Origin of the sequence: Proteiniphilum saccharofermentans, from assembly GCF_900095135.1 — a bacterium.
GTDB classification, from domain to species: domain Bacteria; phylum Bacteroidota; class Bacteroidia; order Bacteroidales; family Dysgonomonadaceae; genus Proteiniphilum; species Proteiniphilum saccharofermentans.
Genome location: NZ_LT605205.1, coordinates 852,458 through 868,414, shown reverse-complemented (window position 1 = coordinate 868,414; position 15,957 = coordinate 852,458). Strand labels below are relative to the sequence as shown.

The window sequence follows — 15,957 nt, the reverse complement described above, 5'->3', positions numbered from 1 at the left end:
GTCATGGCAACAGCATTGAGTAACCTCTCGTCATATGATCCCACGGCAGTTGCCGATGGGAAAGGGAAACGGGTAGGCATCGTGGTGTCCGACTGGAATTCGTCTGTCACCCACAGTTTACTGAACGGAGCAACCAATACATTGCTGAAGTTCGGTGTATCGGCCGATGATATAATCATTGAACACGTGCCCGGCAGTTTTGAGCTGACATACGCTGCAAAGGTGATGATCGAGAAAGCGAAGGTTGACAGCGTTATCATTCTGGGATGTGTCATTCAGGGGGAAACACCACATTTCACATTTGTCTGTGACAGTGTGACCGAGGGTGCCACCCAACTGAACCTCAAGTACGACATACCGGTAATTTTCGGATTGCTCACCACCCTCACACTCGACCAGGCACAAGCCAGGGCAGGTGGCAGACACGGGAATAAAGGTGACGAAGCGGCCATCACCGCGTTAAAAATGATGGAACTTCACTCAAGATACAAATAATTTTTTGTATCTTTGCACTCGCAAAGGGCAGTTACCAGAGTGGCCAAATGGGGCTGACTGTAACTCAGCTGGCTTACGCCTTCGGTGGTTCGAATCCATCACTGCCCACTGACGAATGGACAATTGAGAATTAACAATGCACAATGAGGGGAACACCAATCAAAATTGTCAATTACCCATTTTCAATTGTCAATTAATTTTGCGGAAGTAGCTCAGTTGATAGAGCATTAGCCTTCCAAGCTGAGGGTCGCGGGTTTGAGTCCCGTCTTCCGCTCCAGAGAGGAGAGGGGAAATTTACTCCGGTACCACCGGAAAATCTCCTCTTCCTCTTATCTAAAACAGCATATAAGGGAGTAACTTCAACGGTTACTTCCTTTTTTAATAAAAAAGGGTTGCCGGTGGAATCTCAATCTTTACAAACATCTGCAGTGCGCGATCTTACCCGGGGAGGCATTTTCCGGCAGTTGCTCACGTTAGCCCTCCCGTTGATGGCAATCAGTTTTATCCAGATGGCCTACAACCTGGTGGACATCATCTGGATAGGACGGTTGGGCAGTCAGTCGGTCGCGGCAGTAGGCGCCGTGGGGATGCTTATGTGGATGATGAACTCAGTCGCGCTTATTTCCAAGGTGGCTGCCGAGATATCTATCGGACAGTCCATCGGCGCCCGTCGGTTAGACCAGGCATCACTCTATGCTTCGCATACCACCACCATCGCTATACTGCTAGGGCTCCTCTTCGGTATGTTTTTCCTTCTTTTCCCCCACCCTTATATATCATTTTACAAACTGGAACAGGAGATTGCAGTGGAAGCAACCGGATATCTGCAGATCATCTCCTTAGGGATTCCTATCATGTTTCTGATTCTCAACTTCTCCGGCATCTATATCGGTTCCGGACGGAGTGATATCCCCTTTTATTTCAACGCTACCGGCCTTGTTTTAAATATTGTGCTGGACCCGCTTCTGATCTTCGGGGCTGGGCCTATTCCTGCTATGGGTGTAAAAGGCGCAGCACTGGCTACCATCCTGTCTCAGAGCGTGGTACTCCTATTGTTCGTCCGACACCTGAAAAAGAAGAACGGATTGTTGGGGAAATTCCCATTTCTGATCCGCCCACGCAGAAGGTACACACTGAATATCCTGAAATTAGGGTTGCCGGTGGCCGCCATGAATACCTATTTCGCATTTATCAATATGAATCTGGCCCGTATCGCATCGTTGTACGGAGGACATTTGGGTATCACCAGCCAGACCACCGGGGGACAGATCGAGGGGATTACATGGAATACCTCCACCGGCTTTTCCACTGCACTCGGCAGCTTTGTGGCGCAGAATTTTGCCGCACTTAAGATGAGTCGTGCCAACAGGGCTTTCCGTTATACTTTGATGATGATGGGAGCATTGGGAATCGCAGTAACCCTGGCATTTGTATTATACGGGGAAGGGATATTTTCTGTCTTTGTCCCGGAAAAAGAAGCCTATGAAGCCGGCGGTGAGTATCTGTTGATCATAGGGATCTCCCAGGTTTTTATGATGTTGGAGATCACCACCCAGGGCATGTTCAATGGTTTAGGCAGGACCACTCCACCGGCCATCATCAGCATTGTATTCAACACATTACGGATCCCTATCGCCATGGTACTGGGCACCCGCATGGGTGTGACCGGAGTCTGGTGGGCCCTGTCCATCACCTCAATATTCAAAGGGATCATCCTGTTTATCTGGTATCTGATCCTGCAGAAGAGGTTGTCTTCCGAACCCGTTTCGGAAAAGTAGTTTATTTCATATCGATCCTGACGGGAGATCATTTTCCCAGCCCAGTGGAATATTCAAATAATATGTTAATACCCCGGCAAGAACAATCCGATATCGGTTACAGGTATATTGAAGTGGTTGCCCACATACCGGTTGACCATCTTTCCGGAGTAAAGGTAGAAGCCGGCGGCAAAACCGCGGTCGAATCGTGCAAAATGGTCGGTTCCTCCACAATCAGCCATGGTAGAGAACAATGATACAAAAATATTGCTCAAGGCGATGGAAGCGGTACGGGCTACACGCGAACTAAGGCTCATCTCACAGAAATGCAACACGCCGAATTTCTCAAAAACCGCCGGATGGCCGGGCAAACAGGCTTCCATGGTGGTTTCGAAACATCCTCCCTGCGCCATTCGCACATCGATGATCACGGCTCCCTGTTTCATCTCCCGGATCAGGTCGTTGGAGATACGGTAAAAGTGGGTTTTATTGATATACTGCATGGCCCCGATCACTACATCGGCAGAACGAAACACATTTCTTAGTACATTGGGCTGAAGCGTGGAAGTAAATACCAGATTACCCAACTCATGGCGGATAGTACGCAGCTTCACCACATCGTTGTCGAACACTTTCACCGACGCACCCATGGCCAACACCGCACGGGCGGCCATGGTACCGGCCACCCCCGCCCCGATCACCACCACCTCGGTAGGTGATATGCCGGGGATACCTCCCAATAAAATGCCTTTTCCACCGTGGGCATTGCTTAAGAGTTCTGCCGCCAGGGTAATGGAATAAGTACCTTCGATCTCGGATATGGATGTCACAAACGGAGAGACGCCCGTATTGTCGTATAAAAGTTCATAAGCCAGCGCGTTGATCTTCTTTTCAGACATCAACTCCAGCAAAGAAAGAGATAATTTATGGATATGGAGAAACGAAAAAACAGTAGCACGCGGCCGCATCATACTCACTTCTTCCAATGTAGGAGGTAATATCTTCAGGATCAGGTCGGCCTGGAAAACCTCTTCAGGAGTCTCGACTATCTCTGCACCCGATTCGGCATAATAGCTGTCGGTATAATTGATGGTCATCCCCGTCCCGGCTTCAAGCAGTACCCTGTAGCCTGACTCGACCAGCAACGAAACGGTTTCGGGCGTCAACGGCACCCGTTTTTCATGTTTGTGGTCTTCCCGGGGAATCCCGATCACTAAGGATGCTCTCTGCTTTTCTACCTTTTGCAGCAATTCACGCACGACAAACGAAGTGCTTCTGTGGGAATCGTACATCATTCCGCGTTCCTCCTTTTTATTAGTTCTTCAATACCGCACACCGTTAGATGGATCTCATCCTTTGTATTCATCCGGTCAATGGGGTAAATAATCTTTGCTTTCCGGTAATGGCTCTCTCTGCGGGCCAAATGCTCCGAGATAAAGGGGATAAGTTCCTCCCTCGACTTCCCGGCAATGAGAGGTCGCACTGTTTTCGACGCCAGTAAATGATCGGCAAGATCTTCGGGATGAGCCTCAAGGTAAATAGTGAGGCCAGCACGATTCATTACCTCCATATTATCAAAGAAACAGGGTGTACCTCCTCCGGTAGAGATCACCACATCCTCGAACTCTGCAACTTCCCGAAGCGATTGCCCCTCTATCTTCCGAAAACCATCCTCTCCCTTCTCTTCGAAAAGAGCGGGAATGGTCTTTCGATACTTATTCTCGATATAAGCGTCGAGATCGACAAACGAAAGAGAAAGCGATCCGGCCAACCGTTTCCCTACCGTGGTTTTACCCGAGCCCATATAGCCTATAATAAAAATTCGTTCCATCTAATTAAATACTAGAGCCAAGAATCAAGATACAAGACATTTTAACTTTAAACACGTGCATAAACCTGTATCCCATGAGTGTTCTATGATTTTACATCAAAGGGGCAAAGAGTCGTAGAAAAGAATCTATAAATCTCTTTTTCACGCTCCGCTTATACCATTCACGCATTGAAACGGGATCTGAAAAACGTTGATCCTCCACAAAAATATCATTAGCCTGCATCCCCAATTTTTCGTCATAGATAAATGCCTCCACTTCAAAATTTTGTTCGAAGCTACGCGAGTCGAAGTTGGCCGAACCAACCAGCGTAAGCGATCCGTCGAATACCATCATCTTGGAATGTAGGAAGCCTTTGTGGTACATATACACTTTCACTCCCGCCTTCAGCATATCCTTAATATAAGAGAATGAAGCTCTTTGTACCAGAGGGACATCCGATCGTTTAGACATCATAACCCTCACATCGACACCCCTGATAGCTGCTGCCTGTAGTGCATCGGCCATCGCGTCAGGAGGCAGAAAATAGGGAGTCTGGATAAAAATCGATTTACGTGCATTATAAATAGCTTGCATAATGCCATGCGATATTTCATTCGTTTCACTCAGGGGGCCGCTATTTACTATCTGCATGGGACATTCACCATAATTTCCAAGTACAGGAAAATAATCACGGGAAGTAATCAGCGTCTGCGATACAAAATACCAGTCGATCAGAAAGACCGACTGCAATCCTTGTACCCCCTTCCCTTCGATCCGGGCGTGGGTATCACGCCAGCAGCCCCAATCAAGTCCTTTCAGGTAGCGGTCAGCCACATTCATTCCTCCCACGTAGCCTATCCGTCCATCGATAACCACAATCTTGCGGTGTGTACGGTAATTGAGCCTCGAAGTAAGTCTCGAAAGACTCAGCTTTAAAAAAGGTTCGGTTTCTATGCCTGCTTTCCTGAAATCTTCAAAAAATTTCCTCTTCGCCTTCCTCGATCCGAAACTGTCATAAATAATACGTATCTCCACTCCCTCCCTGGCCTTACGGATAAGCGCCTGCTGGAGTTTCAGGCCCAATTCGTCGTCAAGCAATACATAATACTCTATATGAATATGCTTTTCGGCCTTTTCGATATCGGCAAACAGGCTTGCGAATTTATCCCCACCATTGGTAAACAACGTCACATCATTTCCTCCCAGCAACGGCGTATAATCCATATTCTGGAGCAGGTTAATAAGGTTAATATACTCTTCCGGGAAAATATGCTCTACGGCAGTTTCCATCCCGTCCAGGGGGCGTTTCTTCAACTTGCTGTACATCCGGCGGGAGATTACCTGTTTTTTTGTCGCGTCTTGTCCGAAGAAGGCGTACCAGATAATACCGATAAAGGGCAGAAACACCACCGCCATTATCCATGCCACCGTTTTGATGGGATTCCGGTTTTCGGAGATCACCACCACTACAATACCTACTACTGTGAGCAGGTAGAGTATTTCAATGATCAGGAGCAGTGCACTGTTAAGTTGTATAGTCATAACCGGTATTTTCCTTCCTCAATGTCTTCCAGTATATTCAGGTATGAATGATAGCGGCTTTCACTGATGTAGTGATTTTCGACTGCCTCCAACACTGCACAGCCAGGTTCATTAAGATGCAGGCAACTGTTATATTTACAGTTTTTCGATATCCTGAATATTTCAGGGAAATAGTGCGATACTTCGGCACGACTCATATCAATGGTACCGAAACCTTTGATACCCGGGGTATCAATCAAGAAACCACCATTCTCCAATTCGATCATCTCCGAAAAAGTGGTGGTATGCATCCCTTTATGATGATAACCGGATATCTCTCTCACTTTTTGCGCCTGATCCCCTACCAGAAGGTTAACGATGCTCGATTTCCCCACCCCCGAATGCCCAGCAAGTAAAACGGTCTTTCCTTCTGCCAAAGCCTCCAGTTGACCTTTACCTTCACCGGTCACTGTCGATGTTCTCAGACATTGATAGCCAATTGTGGAATAGAGATGCATCAGTGCATTCAGGTATTCACTCTCCTCCTCATCATACAAGTCTATTTTATTGAAAATAAGACAGACCGGTACCGAATATGCTTCTGCGGTAGTCAGGAAACGATCGATGAATACGGTAGTTGTTTCAGGATAACTCACCGTGACACAAAGGAATGCCAGATCTATATTGGCAGCCAGTATATGCGCATGTTTGGAGAGATTGGAAGCCTTACGGACGATATAATTCTTCCGTTCGGCAATATCGGTGATAAAAGCGGTACCGTCGGGGTTGGGATCCATAAAGACCCGGTCGCCCACTACAATAGGGCTTGTACTTCTGATCCCTTTAAGTCTCAGATTTCCCTTTGCTATGCCAATGATATCGTTGCCGTTATCATCACGCACCAGATAGGCATTCCCGGTATTCCTGACAACCAGCCCCTGCAGTCCTATCTTACCGCTTTCATCCCCGCCTTTTGCCATTAAACGGTAAGTATCTCCTTCTCCTTTTCGGCGAACATCTCATCCACTTTCTTGATATACTTATCGTGAAGTTTTTGCAGTTCGTTTTCTCCATCTTTTCCCATATCTTCGGCCATACCCTCTTTGACAGCCTTTTTCACCTCATCAATTCCTTCACGGCGCGCATTGCGGATACTGATCTTTGCCTCTTCTGCCTCCTGTTTGGTCTGTTTCACCAATTGCTTGCGCCGTTCTTCCGTAAGCGGCGGAATCCCTAAACGAATTACCTCTCCGTTATTCTCGGGAGTAATGCCCACATCGGAGTCCAAAATAGCTTTTTCCACTATTCTCAACATCGCTTTTTCCCAGGGTTGAACCATAATAGTCTTGGCATCGGGTGTGGTCACTGTTGCAACATTCGACAACGGTACAAGACTACCATAATATTCCACGCGTATACCGTCCAGGATACGGGCATTTGCACGGCCTGCACGAATACGTGAAAAAGTTTCATCCAGGAATTCGAGGGTCATCTGCATCTTTTCCTCGGCCTCTTTTCTGATTGTCGTTATTTCCATAAGTATCTTCAATAAATTTTAGTGAATTCAATCGTCATTGCACTTAACGAAAAAGTTGTGAACAAAAATAGTGAAATTTTTCTAAACATGCACCAGTGTTCCGATATCTTCGCCTTCAAGCACTCTTTTCAGGTTTCCATAACTATCCATATCAAAGACGACGATGGACAGGTTGTTCTCCTTACACATCGTTGTAGCGGTCAGATCCATCACTTTCAGTCCACGATTGTAGACTTCATCGAAAGTGATCGTCTTGAATTTGGTAGCGGTAGGATCTTTTTCCGGATCAGCCGTATATACGCCGTCTACACGGGTTCCTTTGAACATCGCATCGGCTTCGATTTCAATTCCCCGGAGTGCGGATGCGGTATCGGTCGTAAAGAAAGGATTTCCGGTACCGGCGGCGAGAATTGCGATTTCACCTCTTTCCAACGACTCAATGGCCTTCCATTTAGAATAAAGCTCACCTACAGGCTCCATACGAACCGCCGTGAAAACACGGTTTTCCTGTCCAACGGCGGTGAGTGCCGAACTCAGCGCAAGGCTGTTGATTACAGTGGCCAGCATCCCCATCTGATCGCCTTTTACCCGGTCAAATCCTTTGGTAGCACCACTCAGGCCACGGAAAATATTTCCTCCGCCAATCACGACACCTATTTGCACGCCTGTCTGTGCCGCTTCATATATCTGTTCGGCATATTCCTGCAGACGCTTTTCGTCAATTCCGTACTGTTTGTCGCCCATCAGCGATTCGCCGCTGAGTTTGAGTAAAATCCTATTAAATTGCATTTTTTAAACTAAAAACTAATAGTGAAAAACTAAAAATGAAAATGTTAGATATTAGAAGCCCGATGCAGTCACCCACTCATTCCACAAAGGTGACCTCTTTAAACGCGTACTTCCGTTCCTCTTCTGTATCGATTGTTTTCAACACCAGATGACCCGAAGGGAGTACATCTTCGACCTTCGCCATAAACCGGCCATTCTTGTCTTCGTACCAATAATAACCATTTACCCGGTACAGATCGAGCATATATTCATCTTCAATAGTTTTGATTTCCCCTTTCTCAAAATCACGATAGAGCAGGAAAAACTCCCTTTGAAAAATATCGAGGATGTAATCCCGATCCTGTACTGAGCCGATAATTTGCCAAAGTGACACAGGATTGGAAAGCTCGGGTGGAAATATTTGCTGATTGACATTGATCCCGATCCCGATCACTGAATTGGCGATATATTTGTTATCAATATCATTTTCTATCAGTATCCCCGCTATTTTTTGCTCTTTCCAATAGATATCGTTCGGCCATTTGATACGAATATCGTCCGTAAACCGGTCGAGCGTATTCTTAACAGCCAGTGAAGCAATGCGGGAAATAATGAATTGTTCATTGGCCAGCACCTCCTTGGGATAGATCAACAGGCTGAATAAGAGATTTTCACCTTTCGAAGAAAACCAGGAATTCCCCATCTGCCCTCGTCCAACGGTCTGAAAATCGGCTATAACCATCGATCCCTCTTCAAGGTGCTCCTCCCTGGCCAGTTGTTTTAAATAGAGATTGGTTGACTCAGTCTCTTCCAACCGGATTATTTGGCGATCTTTACTTAATTGTTCCATAATATTGTTGCTGCTGCTTTTTTGGCAATTTCTTTATAACCTCTTCTACAGAATGATTAATCCACTCCCTGAGTTCATCATCGGGCATATCCCTATCCAAATAAATGGTATTCCAGTAGGTTTTGTTCATATGATAAGCCCCTTCCACACATACATATTTTTCACGCAGTGTGATGGCTTTTGCCGGGTCACACTTGAGACTGATACAAAATCTGTCCCCATCCGTAGGTATCAATGCGAACATCTTCCCCATCACTTTCATTACGATGGTCCACTCATCGAAGGGGGTCGTCGCTTCCGCACCCTGAATGGATTGACAATAATCAAAAAGTTCTTCGATATTCATACCCCGTTTGATTCCCGTTTTATGCAATTAAAATTGTCATACCATATTGTATTCAGTCAAAGCTCTTTTCACAAAAAAGGTAAAAATGCATCTTCGATATGTTCCAGTTCGAAATTCTGTTCTTTGCCTATTACCGTAACAATATCGAAGCGGGCCGGTTTATCGATATGGTTTATTTTCAGATAGTGACTGGCAGCACGTATCATACGTCGCATACGTTGCTCAGTAACAGCATTTTCCGGATTACCCCATTCGACAGAACTACGGGTCTTAACCTCTACGAACACGATAAATTCTTCATATTCTGATATTATATCGATTTCATAACCGGAAAAAGACCAATTCCGTTCCAGAACCCGGTGTCCCTTCCTTTTAAGACAATTCACCGCAGCTTCTTCACCTTTCCTTCCCAACTCATTGTGTTTGGCCATCTCTCTTGATACAAAACAGCTTTTAAACCTTGTAAAAATACAACTTTACCCTGTAAATCCCCCGTTTTATCGAAAATATTTTGTTTTTTTGCACTGGCAAAGGAAAAGCGCATGCAGAAATTTCAATAGTTATTTGATGAGAACGAAACAATACAAACCGCAGGGCAAGATCAAGCCACGTACAAAAAAGGCCGTGTTTTTGCTCAGCGATGAAGAATACAGTCTGATTCATTTCTATCTGAAAAAGTATAAAATCACAAACCGTTCCAGATGGTTCCGTGAAACCGTTCTCAACCATGTGCTAAAAAATATGGAACAGGACTATCCTACACTGTTCGAAGAAAATGAGATGAGGAGATAATCTTTTGATTTTATAATTTGATGATTTAAAGATTCAAGAATTCAAGATTCAAGATTCAAGATTTTTGACTTCTTGGACTTCTAATTGGTAATTAGTAATTTTTCTAACTGATGCTCGACGATCGATATTTTATGCAACAGGCTTTGCGGGAAGCACACAAAGCTTTCGAAAATGGAGAAGTACCCGTCGGTGCAGTTGTCGTAGTGAACGAACGCATTATTACCCGTGCTCACAATCTAACAGAAACCCTGAATGATGTTACAGCCCATGCCGAGATGCAAGCCATCACTGCTGCAGCCAATGTGTTGGGGGGGAAATACCTGACCGATTGCACCCTCTACGTGACAGTAGAACCCTGCCCTATGTGTGCCGGTGCACTGAGATGGGCACAAATATCGCGTGTAGTATACGGGGCATCAGATGAAAAAAGAGGCTATACACAGATCTCACCTTATCTCCTCCATCCCAAGACTACCGTTACTTCTGGTGTACTAGCCGATGATTGCGCTGACCTGATGAAACTTTTCTTCGCACGTTTCAGGAAATAATTCAAAGACTTTTACTGCTTCCCTCTGCTGTTATTCCAAAACCGGAACCCGATAGCCTATCAATATTTACTATCAAACAAAAGCCATGGAAAAAGCGTTAATACTAATACGGAAATTTTTATGTATAAATCTGCAAATCAACTAAAAAACAGGTGTTATGAGTAAAAAGAAAATAGCTGTCCTGGTAGGCAGCCTGCGAAAAGAATCGGTCAACAGAAAGTTGGCAAATGAGGTAATTAGGTTAGCTCCTGATTCCTTGGAGTTGGAGATTATAGAAATAGGGCAGTTAGCTCACTACAATGAGGACCTCGATGCAAATCCTCCGGCAGAATGGGTTGAATTCCGCAAAAAGATCGGTGAGGCTGATGGATATCTTTTTTTCACTCCTGAGTATAACCGAAGTACTTCCGGGGTAATGAAAAATGCACTTGATGTAGGATCAAGACCTTATGGGCAGAATAAATGGGCAGGAAAGCCGGGAGCTATCGTGAGCAGTTCCATGAGTCCTCTTGGCGGCTCAGTAGCTAACCACGCACTGCGTCAACCCATGGTCTTCCTGAACATCTATATGATGCAACAACCCGAAGCATATATCGGAAATTCATGGGAGCTGTTCGACGAACAAAACAACCTGAAGAACGAAAGCACCAAAGAATTTCTGAAGAATTGGGTAAATGCATTTGCCAAATGGGTATACAAGTTTTAAGATATCCACCTATTATATAAAATTTCGCTCCGGCTGTGTGATTATACTTCCGGAGCGATTTTCATTTATACCCATAAAAAATATCAGAGTTCCGGCAATTTCCATGGAGCGCGGTAATTTGCCTTGATTAACCTGTTGGCTTCGTCATTACCGACAAATTTTCCAGCTTTGTCATCCCAGTTCAGTGCAGTCCCTACACGACATGAGATATTCCCCAAATGACTCAGTTTAGCCACTTCAGCGCCAATGGCGATATCAGCATTAGGCAATTCACGTGAACGCATACAATCGAGCATATTGCCGGCATGCAGATAGAGACCTCTGCCTGTACCTTTCTTTTTTTCCACTGCTTCCATCCGGAGCGTATTGGGTTTTCTTTCATCGTCACAAGGGTAACAATATGGGAACGTACGGCTATTGATAGCTTGTTCGGGGACTACCTCCCACCCCTGGCGGGTAAGGATCAGCGTACCGTTCTCTCCAAAAAAGGCAACCCCTTCCCTGAGACCGAACAATCCTGTACCTATTCCACATGCATGATCCCAGATGATATTGAAATCAGGATATTTATAAGTCACCATCAGTGTATCGGGCGTCTCCATGGCATCATCCGGATAGCCATATTTTCCTCCGGCGCCATAGACATATGAAGGTAATCCCACATTCATCCCTTTCATGGCATAATCAAGCAGGTGCACACCCCAATCGGCCATCAACCCACCGGCGTAATCCCAGAAGAAACGGAAATTATAATGAAACCTGTTTTGGTTAAAAGTACGCTTAGGCGCCGGACCTAACCACATGTCATAATCCACGCCTGCAGGTGGTGCCGAATCGGGGACTACCGGCAATGTCCATTTGCTGGTCTGATAAGCCCATACTTTTACGGTTCTCACACGGCCCAGTTCTCCGCTTTGCACATATGCAGCCGCTTCGTCCCAGTGTGGGTCACTACGTTGCCACTGCCCCACCTGCACAATACGGTTATATTTACGCGTAGCTTTTACCATCAGGTCGCACTCCTCAATAGTATTGGCCAGCGGTTTTTCCACAAAGACATCCTTACCTGCCTCACAGGCAGCGATCAACTGGAGACAGTGCCAATGGTCGGGGGTCCCGATAATCACCATGTCCACATCTTTGTTATCGATCACCCTGCGCCAGTCCTTCACCAACTGAGGTGGCTTTTTACCGGTCAACTCTTCCAAATCGGAAGCACGTTGATAGAGCCATTGATCATCCACATCACACATGGAGATACACTCCACGTCGGGGTATTGAAGAAAAGCTTTCAGATTACTCCATCCTTGATTACGGCACCCGATCAGGCCTACCTTGATTTTATTACCCGGTGAAGATTGACCGAAAACGGAAGAATAGGAGCTTCCCATCAACGGAGCCAGGCTTAACCCCGTTGCTGAAATGGCGGATTTCTTTAAAAAATTTCGTCTGTCCATGATAAAGTATTATTTTAAATTTATATTTGGTCTGTTTCTATATATTTTGTTAGTTTCGGTCTGTACGAACTATCCACCAGAAAATTATCGGATTGGCAATCATGTTCACGTCAACACCTCAGTACTGCAATAGAAAAGAAATAACATCAAAAGTAAAGACAAAGATAATAAAGTTTGTACAAAACGTCATATTAATCTTTTTTTAAGTGAATGTTTGATTTTTTAAATGAATAACTATATTTGCAAACTGGTCATCGATTACTCTACCTATAATTTAGTTTTATGCAACAACTCAACGAATTCTTTCTCTTTATACATCAATATATTGCAGGAAACAACTGGTTTATTTTTCTACTTCTGGGAACAGGCGTTTTTTTCACATTCTACTTAAAGTTTCCTCAAATCAGGTATTTTTCACATGCTATCCGCATTGTAAAAGGAAAATCACAAGTGTCCACTAAAAATTGGACACGGTTAAAAGTTGAATAAATTTAGTTCACTCGAACCATAGAGATCTTTGACATCATTGATATTCTTTTTGTCGAACAAGTCCCGCAAATGGGTCTTGTCGGTAAGCGAGATTCCAAGAATTTGAAGGACTTCGTAGATGCTGCGTTCCAATTTCATGCCGTGTTGAACTATTGCTACAAGGCAATAAGTAATTATTGCACAATAGATTTGGACACGCACGGCATTCTCTGATGTACCCCAGAACTTCTTGATTCGGAGATGTTGCTTCACCCATTTGAAGAATAGTTCCACACTCCACCGATTGCGGTAAAGTTCCGAAATCAGAGAGGCCGTGGCTGTCAGATTATTGGTAAGAAAAATGTATTTGCTACCATCCTCAGGATCGATGCAAATCACCTTTCGCAGTTCCTCCGGATAAACCTTGGTGCTTTTATACACGGTGAAAGTGCCGACTATGTCGGAAACGATGCCTCGCGCAAGTCGCCTTTTCCAAGTTCTCGGCTTCATCTGGACGTTGTTTTTGGCTCTCAGAACGAAGAATCCTTTAGTGCGGTGAATAGTGTACAGGTTGCCGTAATCGTTGTAGCCGCGATCGAAAATATAATGGGCCCCTGGCTCGTATGGTATCTCAAGCATAGCCTTGGAATCGTGTACGTTTGCCGGAGTAATATGCACGAAAGCAGGAACTTGAGCCTCTATATCGTAAAGCGTGTGCATCTTGATGCCGCCTTTATGCTTACGGAATTTAGCCCATTCGAACACCGACAGACACAGGTCAATCGTAGTCGAATCGAACGCATAGACATGCCCTTCAAGCTCGAAGATTTTGTCAATCCGCCGCTTCCTTGCCTCGTTGATCATGAACTTGGCATAGTCCTCGAATATACGATAGTCGCGCTGCTCATTAGCCTTGCTAAGATTGCTTCGGGTCACCGACTTTCCCATTCCAAGATGGTAAAGTTTGCCGCTATGCGCCTCGGTCGCTACAATTAGATCGCGGAGGCTTTCGCGGTTGGTCAGTTGCCCGAACATCATCGTAAGTAGCTGATTCCAACAGGTAAAGCTCTTGACGTATCTATCACCTTCATACTTGCGTACAAGGTAATTGAAGTGATTCCTATCCATGAACTGGACTAATTGGGAGAAAACGAATGGGTCTTTATGCATAACGGTCTGATTCTGACCGCAAAGATAAATTCAAATCCGTTGACTCGAAAATCGGATACAATAAATTGAATATCAACAATTTCAAAGAACTATTATGATTTTTTAGTGGACACTAATGAAGGAAAATACGACAAAAAGACAGACAAAGGCGACACATCCCATTTTCAGGCGTTGGCTACCGCCCTTTCAGGAACGGTGGGTACCGGGAATATTGCCGGAGTGGCGCTGGCTGTCCATTTGGGAGGACCGGCTGCATTGTTCTGGATGCTGATGACTGCATTTTTAGGGATGTGTACCAAATTCGTGGAAGTAACCCTGTCACATAAATACCGGGATTTTGATGAAAAAGGGATGGTAGCCGGTGGCCCCATGTATTATATGAAAAAACGGTTAAATATCAATCTGAAAAATGGGAAGCAAATCAAAACAGGATACTGGATAGGGGGATTTTTCGCGATAGCTACCATTTTATCTTCTTTCGGGACCGGAAGCCTGCCACAGATAAACAGCATATCGAATGCCATGTTTGCCACTTTCGGGATACAACATATGGTAACGGGGGCTGTCTTATCCGTCTTACTCGGCTTGATTATCATCGGAGGGATCAAAAGGATAGCACAGGTAACCGAAAAACTGGTCCCTTTCATGGCGATCATCTATTTTGCAGGAGCCATAGCGGTCATTTTCTCCAATTATCAAAATATTATCCCTTCATTTATATCTATATTCAGTGATATCTTTTCCGGTACAGCTGCTGTCGGCGGTTTTCTGGGAGCCGGATTCGCTTTCGCATTCAACAATGGAGTAAACAGAGGATTATTCTCCAATGAGGCGGGACAGGGTTCCGCACCCATCGCCCATGCTGCAGCCAAAGCCCATGAACCGGTTTCAGAAGGGATGGTTGCCATCCTGGAACCGTTCATCGACACCATCATCATCTGTTTTCTTACCGGCATGGTGCTCTTATCATCAGGTGTATGGAATGAAAAACTCTCCAATCAGTTCCAGCAAACCGATATCGAAATTCTGGCAGGTTATTATCACGAACAAAATGAAGAAAATCTAGCTGCCCTCAAGAACCATCTGAATAATAAGGATAAGGTATCCCTCTTCACAGGGGAAATTCAGATAGAAGAAGGTAAAATCCTGGATAAGATTTCCATTATTCATGCACGTTCATTGGCAGAAAATATTGAAGTTCGACAGGGTGGAGATCTTTTCTCCGGCAAAATTCCGGTCACTAATGGTAAGATAACCGACCGGTCCGGTAATTTAACCTTCACCGGGCAATCCCTTATTCACAGTGCCCCTCTCTCTACCGCGGCTTTCTCGAAAAGCATACTAGGCAACTCCGGACAATATATTGTCGCCATTGCATTACTCCTGTTTGCTTTCTCCACCGCTATCGCCTGGTCTTATTACGGGGACAGAAGTGTCACTTACTTAGTAGGAGCAAAATATATAGTGGTCTATAGGATCATTTTCGTATTGGGATTTTTTCTTGCTTCCTTTACCGATACCACAATCATCTGGAGTTTATCGTTGATCACCATCGCCCTTATGACAGTCCCGAACCTGATCGGACTACTTATTCTGCACAAAGAGGTGAAATCGACAATCAAAGATTACTGGATAGATTTTAAGAAAGAACATCCAAAAAATTGATGTGCCAATATGCTAATGTGCCAATACAGATTTACTCTGTAAATTTGAACAACTATCGAATAACTA

Annotated in this window: 17 protein-coding genes and 2 tRNA genes; 8 read left to right on the top strand and 11 right to left on the bottom strand. The window is 44.9% G+C overall.

The features are described from left to right. Positions 1-3 precede the first annotated feature (3 nt). From ribH to PSM36_RS03315, 4 genes are all read left to right on the top strand, one after another. Entirely contained in the window at positions 4-495 is a 492-nt protein-coding gene (ribH, locus tag PSM36_RS03330) for a 6,7-dimethyl-8-ribityllumazine synthase (protein ID WP_076928828.1), read from the top strand. A gap of 25 nt (positions 496-520) precedes the next feature. Then, a tRNA-Tyr gene (locus PSM36_RS03325) sits at positions 521-603 on the top strand. A gap of 93 nt (positions 604-696) precedes the next feature. Then, positions 697-772 (top strand) — tRNA-Gly (locus tag PSM36_RS03320). Between the two features lie 121 nt (positions 773-893). Continuing rightward, on the top strand, positions 894-2,273 hold the full coding sequence (locus PSM36_RS03315) for an MATE family efflux transporter (RefSeq protein ID WP_154670953.1): 1,380 nt from the start codon (positions 894-896) through the stop codon (positions 2,271-2,273). A gap of 65 nt (positions 2,274-2,338) precedes the next feature. Here the strand turns inward: PSM36_RS03315 and PSM36_RS03310 are convergent, their stop codons facing one another. From PSM36_RS03310 to PSM36_RS03270, 9 genes are all read right to left on the bottom strand, one after another. Then, entirely contained in the window at positions 2,339-3,547 is a 1,209-nt protein-coding gene (locus tag PSM36_RS03310; RefSeq protein ID WP_076928823.1) for an alanine dehydrogenase, read from the bottom strand. After that, positions 3,544-4,083: a shikimate kinase gene (locus tag PSM36_RS03305; protein ID WP_076928821.1), complete on the bottom strand. Its 540-nt coding sequence runs from the start codon at positions 4,081-4,083 to the stop codon at positions 3,544-3,546. Before PSM36_RS03305 ends, PSM36_RS03310 begins: the two co-directional genes overlap by 4 nt. A 91-nt stretch (positions 4,084-4,174) precedes the next feature. Beyond that, positions 4,175-5,605, bottom strand: coding sequence for a cardiolipin synthase (cls, locus tag PSM36_RS03300; RefSeq protein ID WP_076928819.1), 1,431 nt, complete (start codon positions 5,603-5,605; stop codon positions 4,175-4,177). Further along, positions 5,602-6,564 (bottom strand): ribosome small subunit-dependent GTPase A, encoded by a 963-nt coding sequence (gene rsgA / locus PSM36_RS03295; RefSeq protein ID WP_173823108.1) that lies wholly within the window; start codon positions 6,562-6,564, stop codon positions 5,602-5,604. The genes cls and rsgA overlap by 4 nt, the downstream gene beginning before the upstream one ends. Beyond that, a complete protein-coding gene (gene frr / locus PSM36_RS03290; protein ID WP_076928817.1) occupies positions 6,564-7,121 on the bottom strand; it encodes a ribosome recycling factor in 558 nt (185 codons plus the stop codon). The genes rsgA and frr overlap by 1 nt, the downstream gene beginning before the upstream one ends. Positions 7,122-7,202: 81 nt before the next feature. Continuing rightward, positions 7,203-7,910 carry a UMP kinase gene (pyrH, locus tag PSM36_RS03285; protein WP_076928815.1) on the bottom strand — a complete coding sequence of 236 codons (708 nt, stop codon included), beginning with the start codon at positions 7,908-7,910 and terminating at the stop codon, positions 7,203-7,205. Positions 7,911-7,986: 76 nt separating this feature from the next. After that, positions 7,987-8,739: a biotin--[acetyl-CoA-carboxylase] ligase gene (locus PSM36_RS03280; RefSeq protein ID WP_076928813.1), complete on the bottom strand. Its 753-nt coding sequence runs from the start codon at positions 8,737-8,739 to the stop codon at positions 7,987-7,989. Next, positions 8,723-9,085 carry an MmcQ/YjbR family DNA-binding protein gene (locus PSM36_RS03275; protein ID WP_076928811.1) on the bottom strand — a complete coding sequence of 121 codons (363 nt, stop codon included), beginning with the start codon at positions 9,083-9,085 and terminating at the stop codon, positions 8,723-8,725. The genes PSM36_RS03280 and PSM36_RS03275 overlap by 17 nt, the downstream gene beginning before the upstream one ends. 68 nt (positions 9,086-9,153) lie before the next feature. Continuing rightward, positions 9,154-9,516, bottom strand: a complete 363-nt coding sequence (locus tag PSM36_RS03270; RefSeq protein WP_076928809.1) for a YraN family protein — start codon at positions 9,514-9,516, stop codon at positions 9,154-9,156. Between the two features lie 133 nt (positions 9,517-9,649). On the opposite strand from PSM36_RS03270, the gene PSM36_RS17500 reads away from it, so the two are divergent. The 3 genes from PSM36_RS17500 to PSM36_RS03255 all read left to right on the top strand — a co-directional run bounded on the left by PSM36_RS17500 (position 9,650) and on the right by PSM36_RS03255 (position 11,131). Continuing rightward, positions 9,650-9,877 (top strand): hypothetical protein, encoded by a 228-nt coding sequence (locus PSM36_RS17500; RefSeq protein WP_394333045.1) that lies wholly within the window; start codon positions 9,650-9,652, stop codon positions 9,875-9,877. Between the two features lie 110 nt (positions 9,878-9,987). Further along, positions 9,988-10,425, top strand: a complete 438-nt coding sequence (locus tag PSM36_RS03260) for a nucleoside deaminase (protein ID WP_076928804.1) — start codon at positions 9,988-9,990, stop codon at positions 10,423-10,425. Positions 10,426-10,582: 157 nt separating this feature from the next. Further along, the gene (locus tag PSM36_RS03255; RefSeq protein WP_076928801.1) at positions 10,583-11,131 is read left to right on the top strand and encodes an NADPH-dependent FMN reductase; all 549 of its coding nucleotides are present in this window, start codon (positions 10,583-10,585) and stop codon (positions 11,129-11,131) included. Between the two features lie 83 nt (positions 11,132-11,214). Here PSM36_RS03255 and PSM36_RS03250 read toward each other — a convergent pair whose 3' ends face one another. Then, the gene (locus PSM36_RS03250) at positions 11,215-12,588 is read right to left on the bottom strand and encodes a Gfo/Idh/MocA family protein (RefSeq protein ID WP_076928799.1); all 1,374 of its coding nucleotides are present in this window, start codon (positions 12,586-12,588) and stop codon (positions 11,215-11,217) included. A gap of 474 nt (positions 12,589-13,062) precedes the next feature. Then, positions 13,063-14,226: an IS4 family transposase gene (locus PSM36_RS03240; protein ID WP_076928794.1), complete on the bottom strand. Its 1,164-nt coding sequence runs from the start codon at positions 14,224-14,226 to the stop codon at positions 13,063-13,065. Positions 14,227-14,331: 105 nt separating this feature from the next. Here PSM36_RS03240 and PSM36_RS03235 point away from each other — a divergent pair, with 105 nt between their 5' ends. Then, positions 14,332-15,891: an alanine/glycine:cation symporter family protein gene (locus tag PSM36_RS03235; protein WP_232001506.1), complete on the top strand. Its 1,560-nt coding sequence runs from the start codon at positions 14,332-14,334 to the stop codon at positions 15,889-15,891. Positions 15,892-15,957 lie beyond the last annotated feature (66 nt).

Coding starts and splice junctions, on each gene's coding strand:
- frr (WP_076928817.1), bottom strand. CDS start 7,121: ATGGAAATAACGACAATCAGAAAAGAGGCCGAGGAAAAGATGCAGATG.
- pyrH (WP_076928815.1), bottom strand. CDS start 7,910: ATGCAATTTAATAGGATTTTACTCAAACTCAGCGGCGAATCGCTGATG.
- PSM36_RS03280 (WP_076928813.1), bottom strand. CDS start 8,739: ATGGAACAATTAAGTAAAGATCGCCAAATAATCCGGTTGGAAGAGACT.
- PSM36_RS03275 (WP_076928811.1), bottom strand. CDS start 9,085: ATGAATATCGAAGAACTTTTTGATTATTGTCAATCCATTCAGGGTGCG.
- PSM36_RS03255 (WP_076928801.1), top strand. CDS start 10,583: ATGAGTAAAAAGAAAATAGCTGTCCTGGTAGGCAGCCTGCGAAAAGAA.
- PSM36_RS03250 (WP_076928799.1), bottom strand. CDS start 12,588: ATGGACAGACGAAATTTTTTAAAGAAATCCGCCATTTCAGCAACGGGG.
- PSM36_RS03305 (WP_076928821.1), bottom strand. CDS start 4,083: ATGGAACGAATTTTTATTATAGGCTATATGGGCTCGGGTAAAACCACG.
- PSM36_RS03260 (WP_076928804.1), top strand. CDS start 9,988: ATGCTCGACGATCGATATTTTATGCAACAGGCTTTGCGGGAAGCACAC.
- PSM36_RS03240 (WP_076928794.1), bottom strand. CDS start 14,226: ATGCATAAAGACCCATTCGTTTTCTCCCAATTAGTCCAGTTCATGGAT.
- ribH (WP_076928828.1), top strand. CDS start 4: ATGGCAACAGCATTGAGTAACCTCTCGTCATATGATCCCACGGCAGTT.
- cls (WP_076928819.1), bottom strand. CDS start 5,605: ATGACTATACAACTTAACAGTGCACTGCTCCTGATCATTGAAATACTC.
- PSM36_RS03310 (WP_076928823.1), bottom strand. CDS start 3,547: ATGATGTACGATTCCCACAGAAGCACTTCGTTTGTCGTGCGTGAATTG.
- PSM36_RS03270 (WP_076928809.1), bottom strand. CDS start 9,516: ATGGCCAAACACAATGAGTTGGGAAGGAAAGGTGAAGAAGCTGCGGTG.
- rsgA (WP_173823108.1), bottom strand. CDS start 6,564: ATGGCAAAAGGCGGGGATGAAAGCGGTAAGATAGGACTGCAGGGGCTG.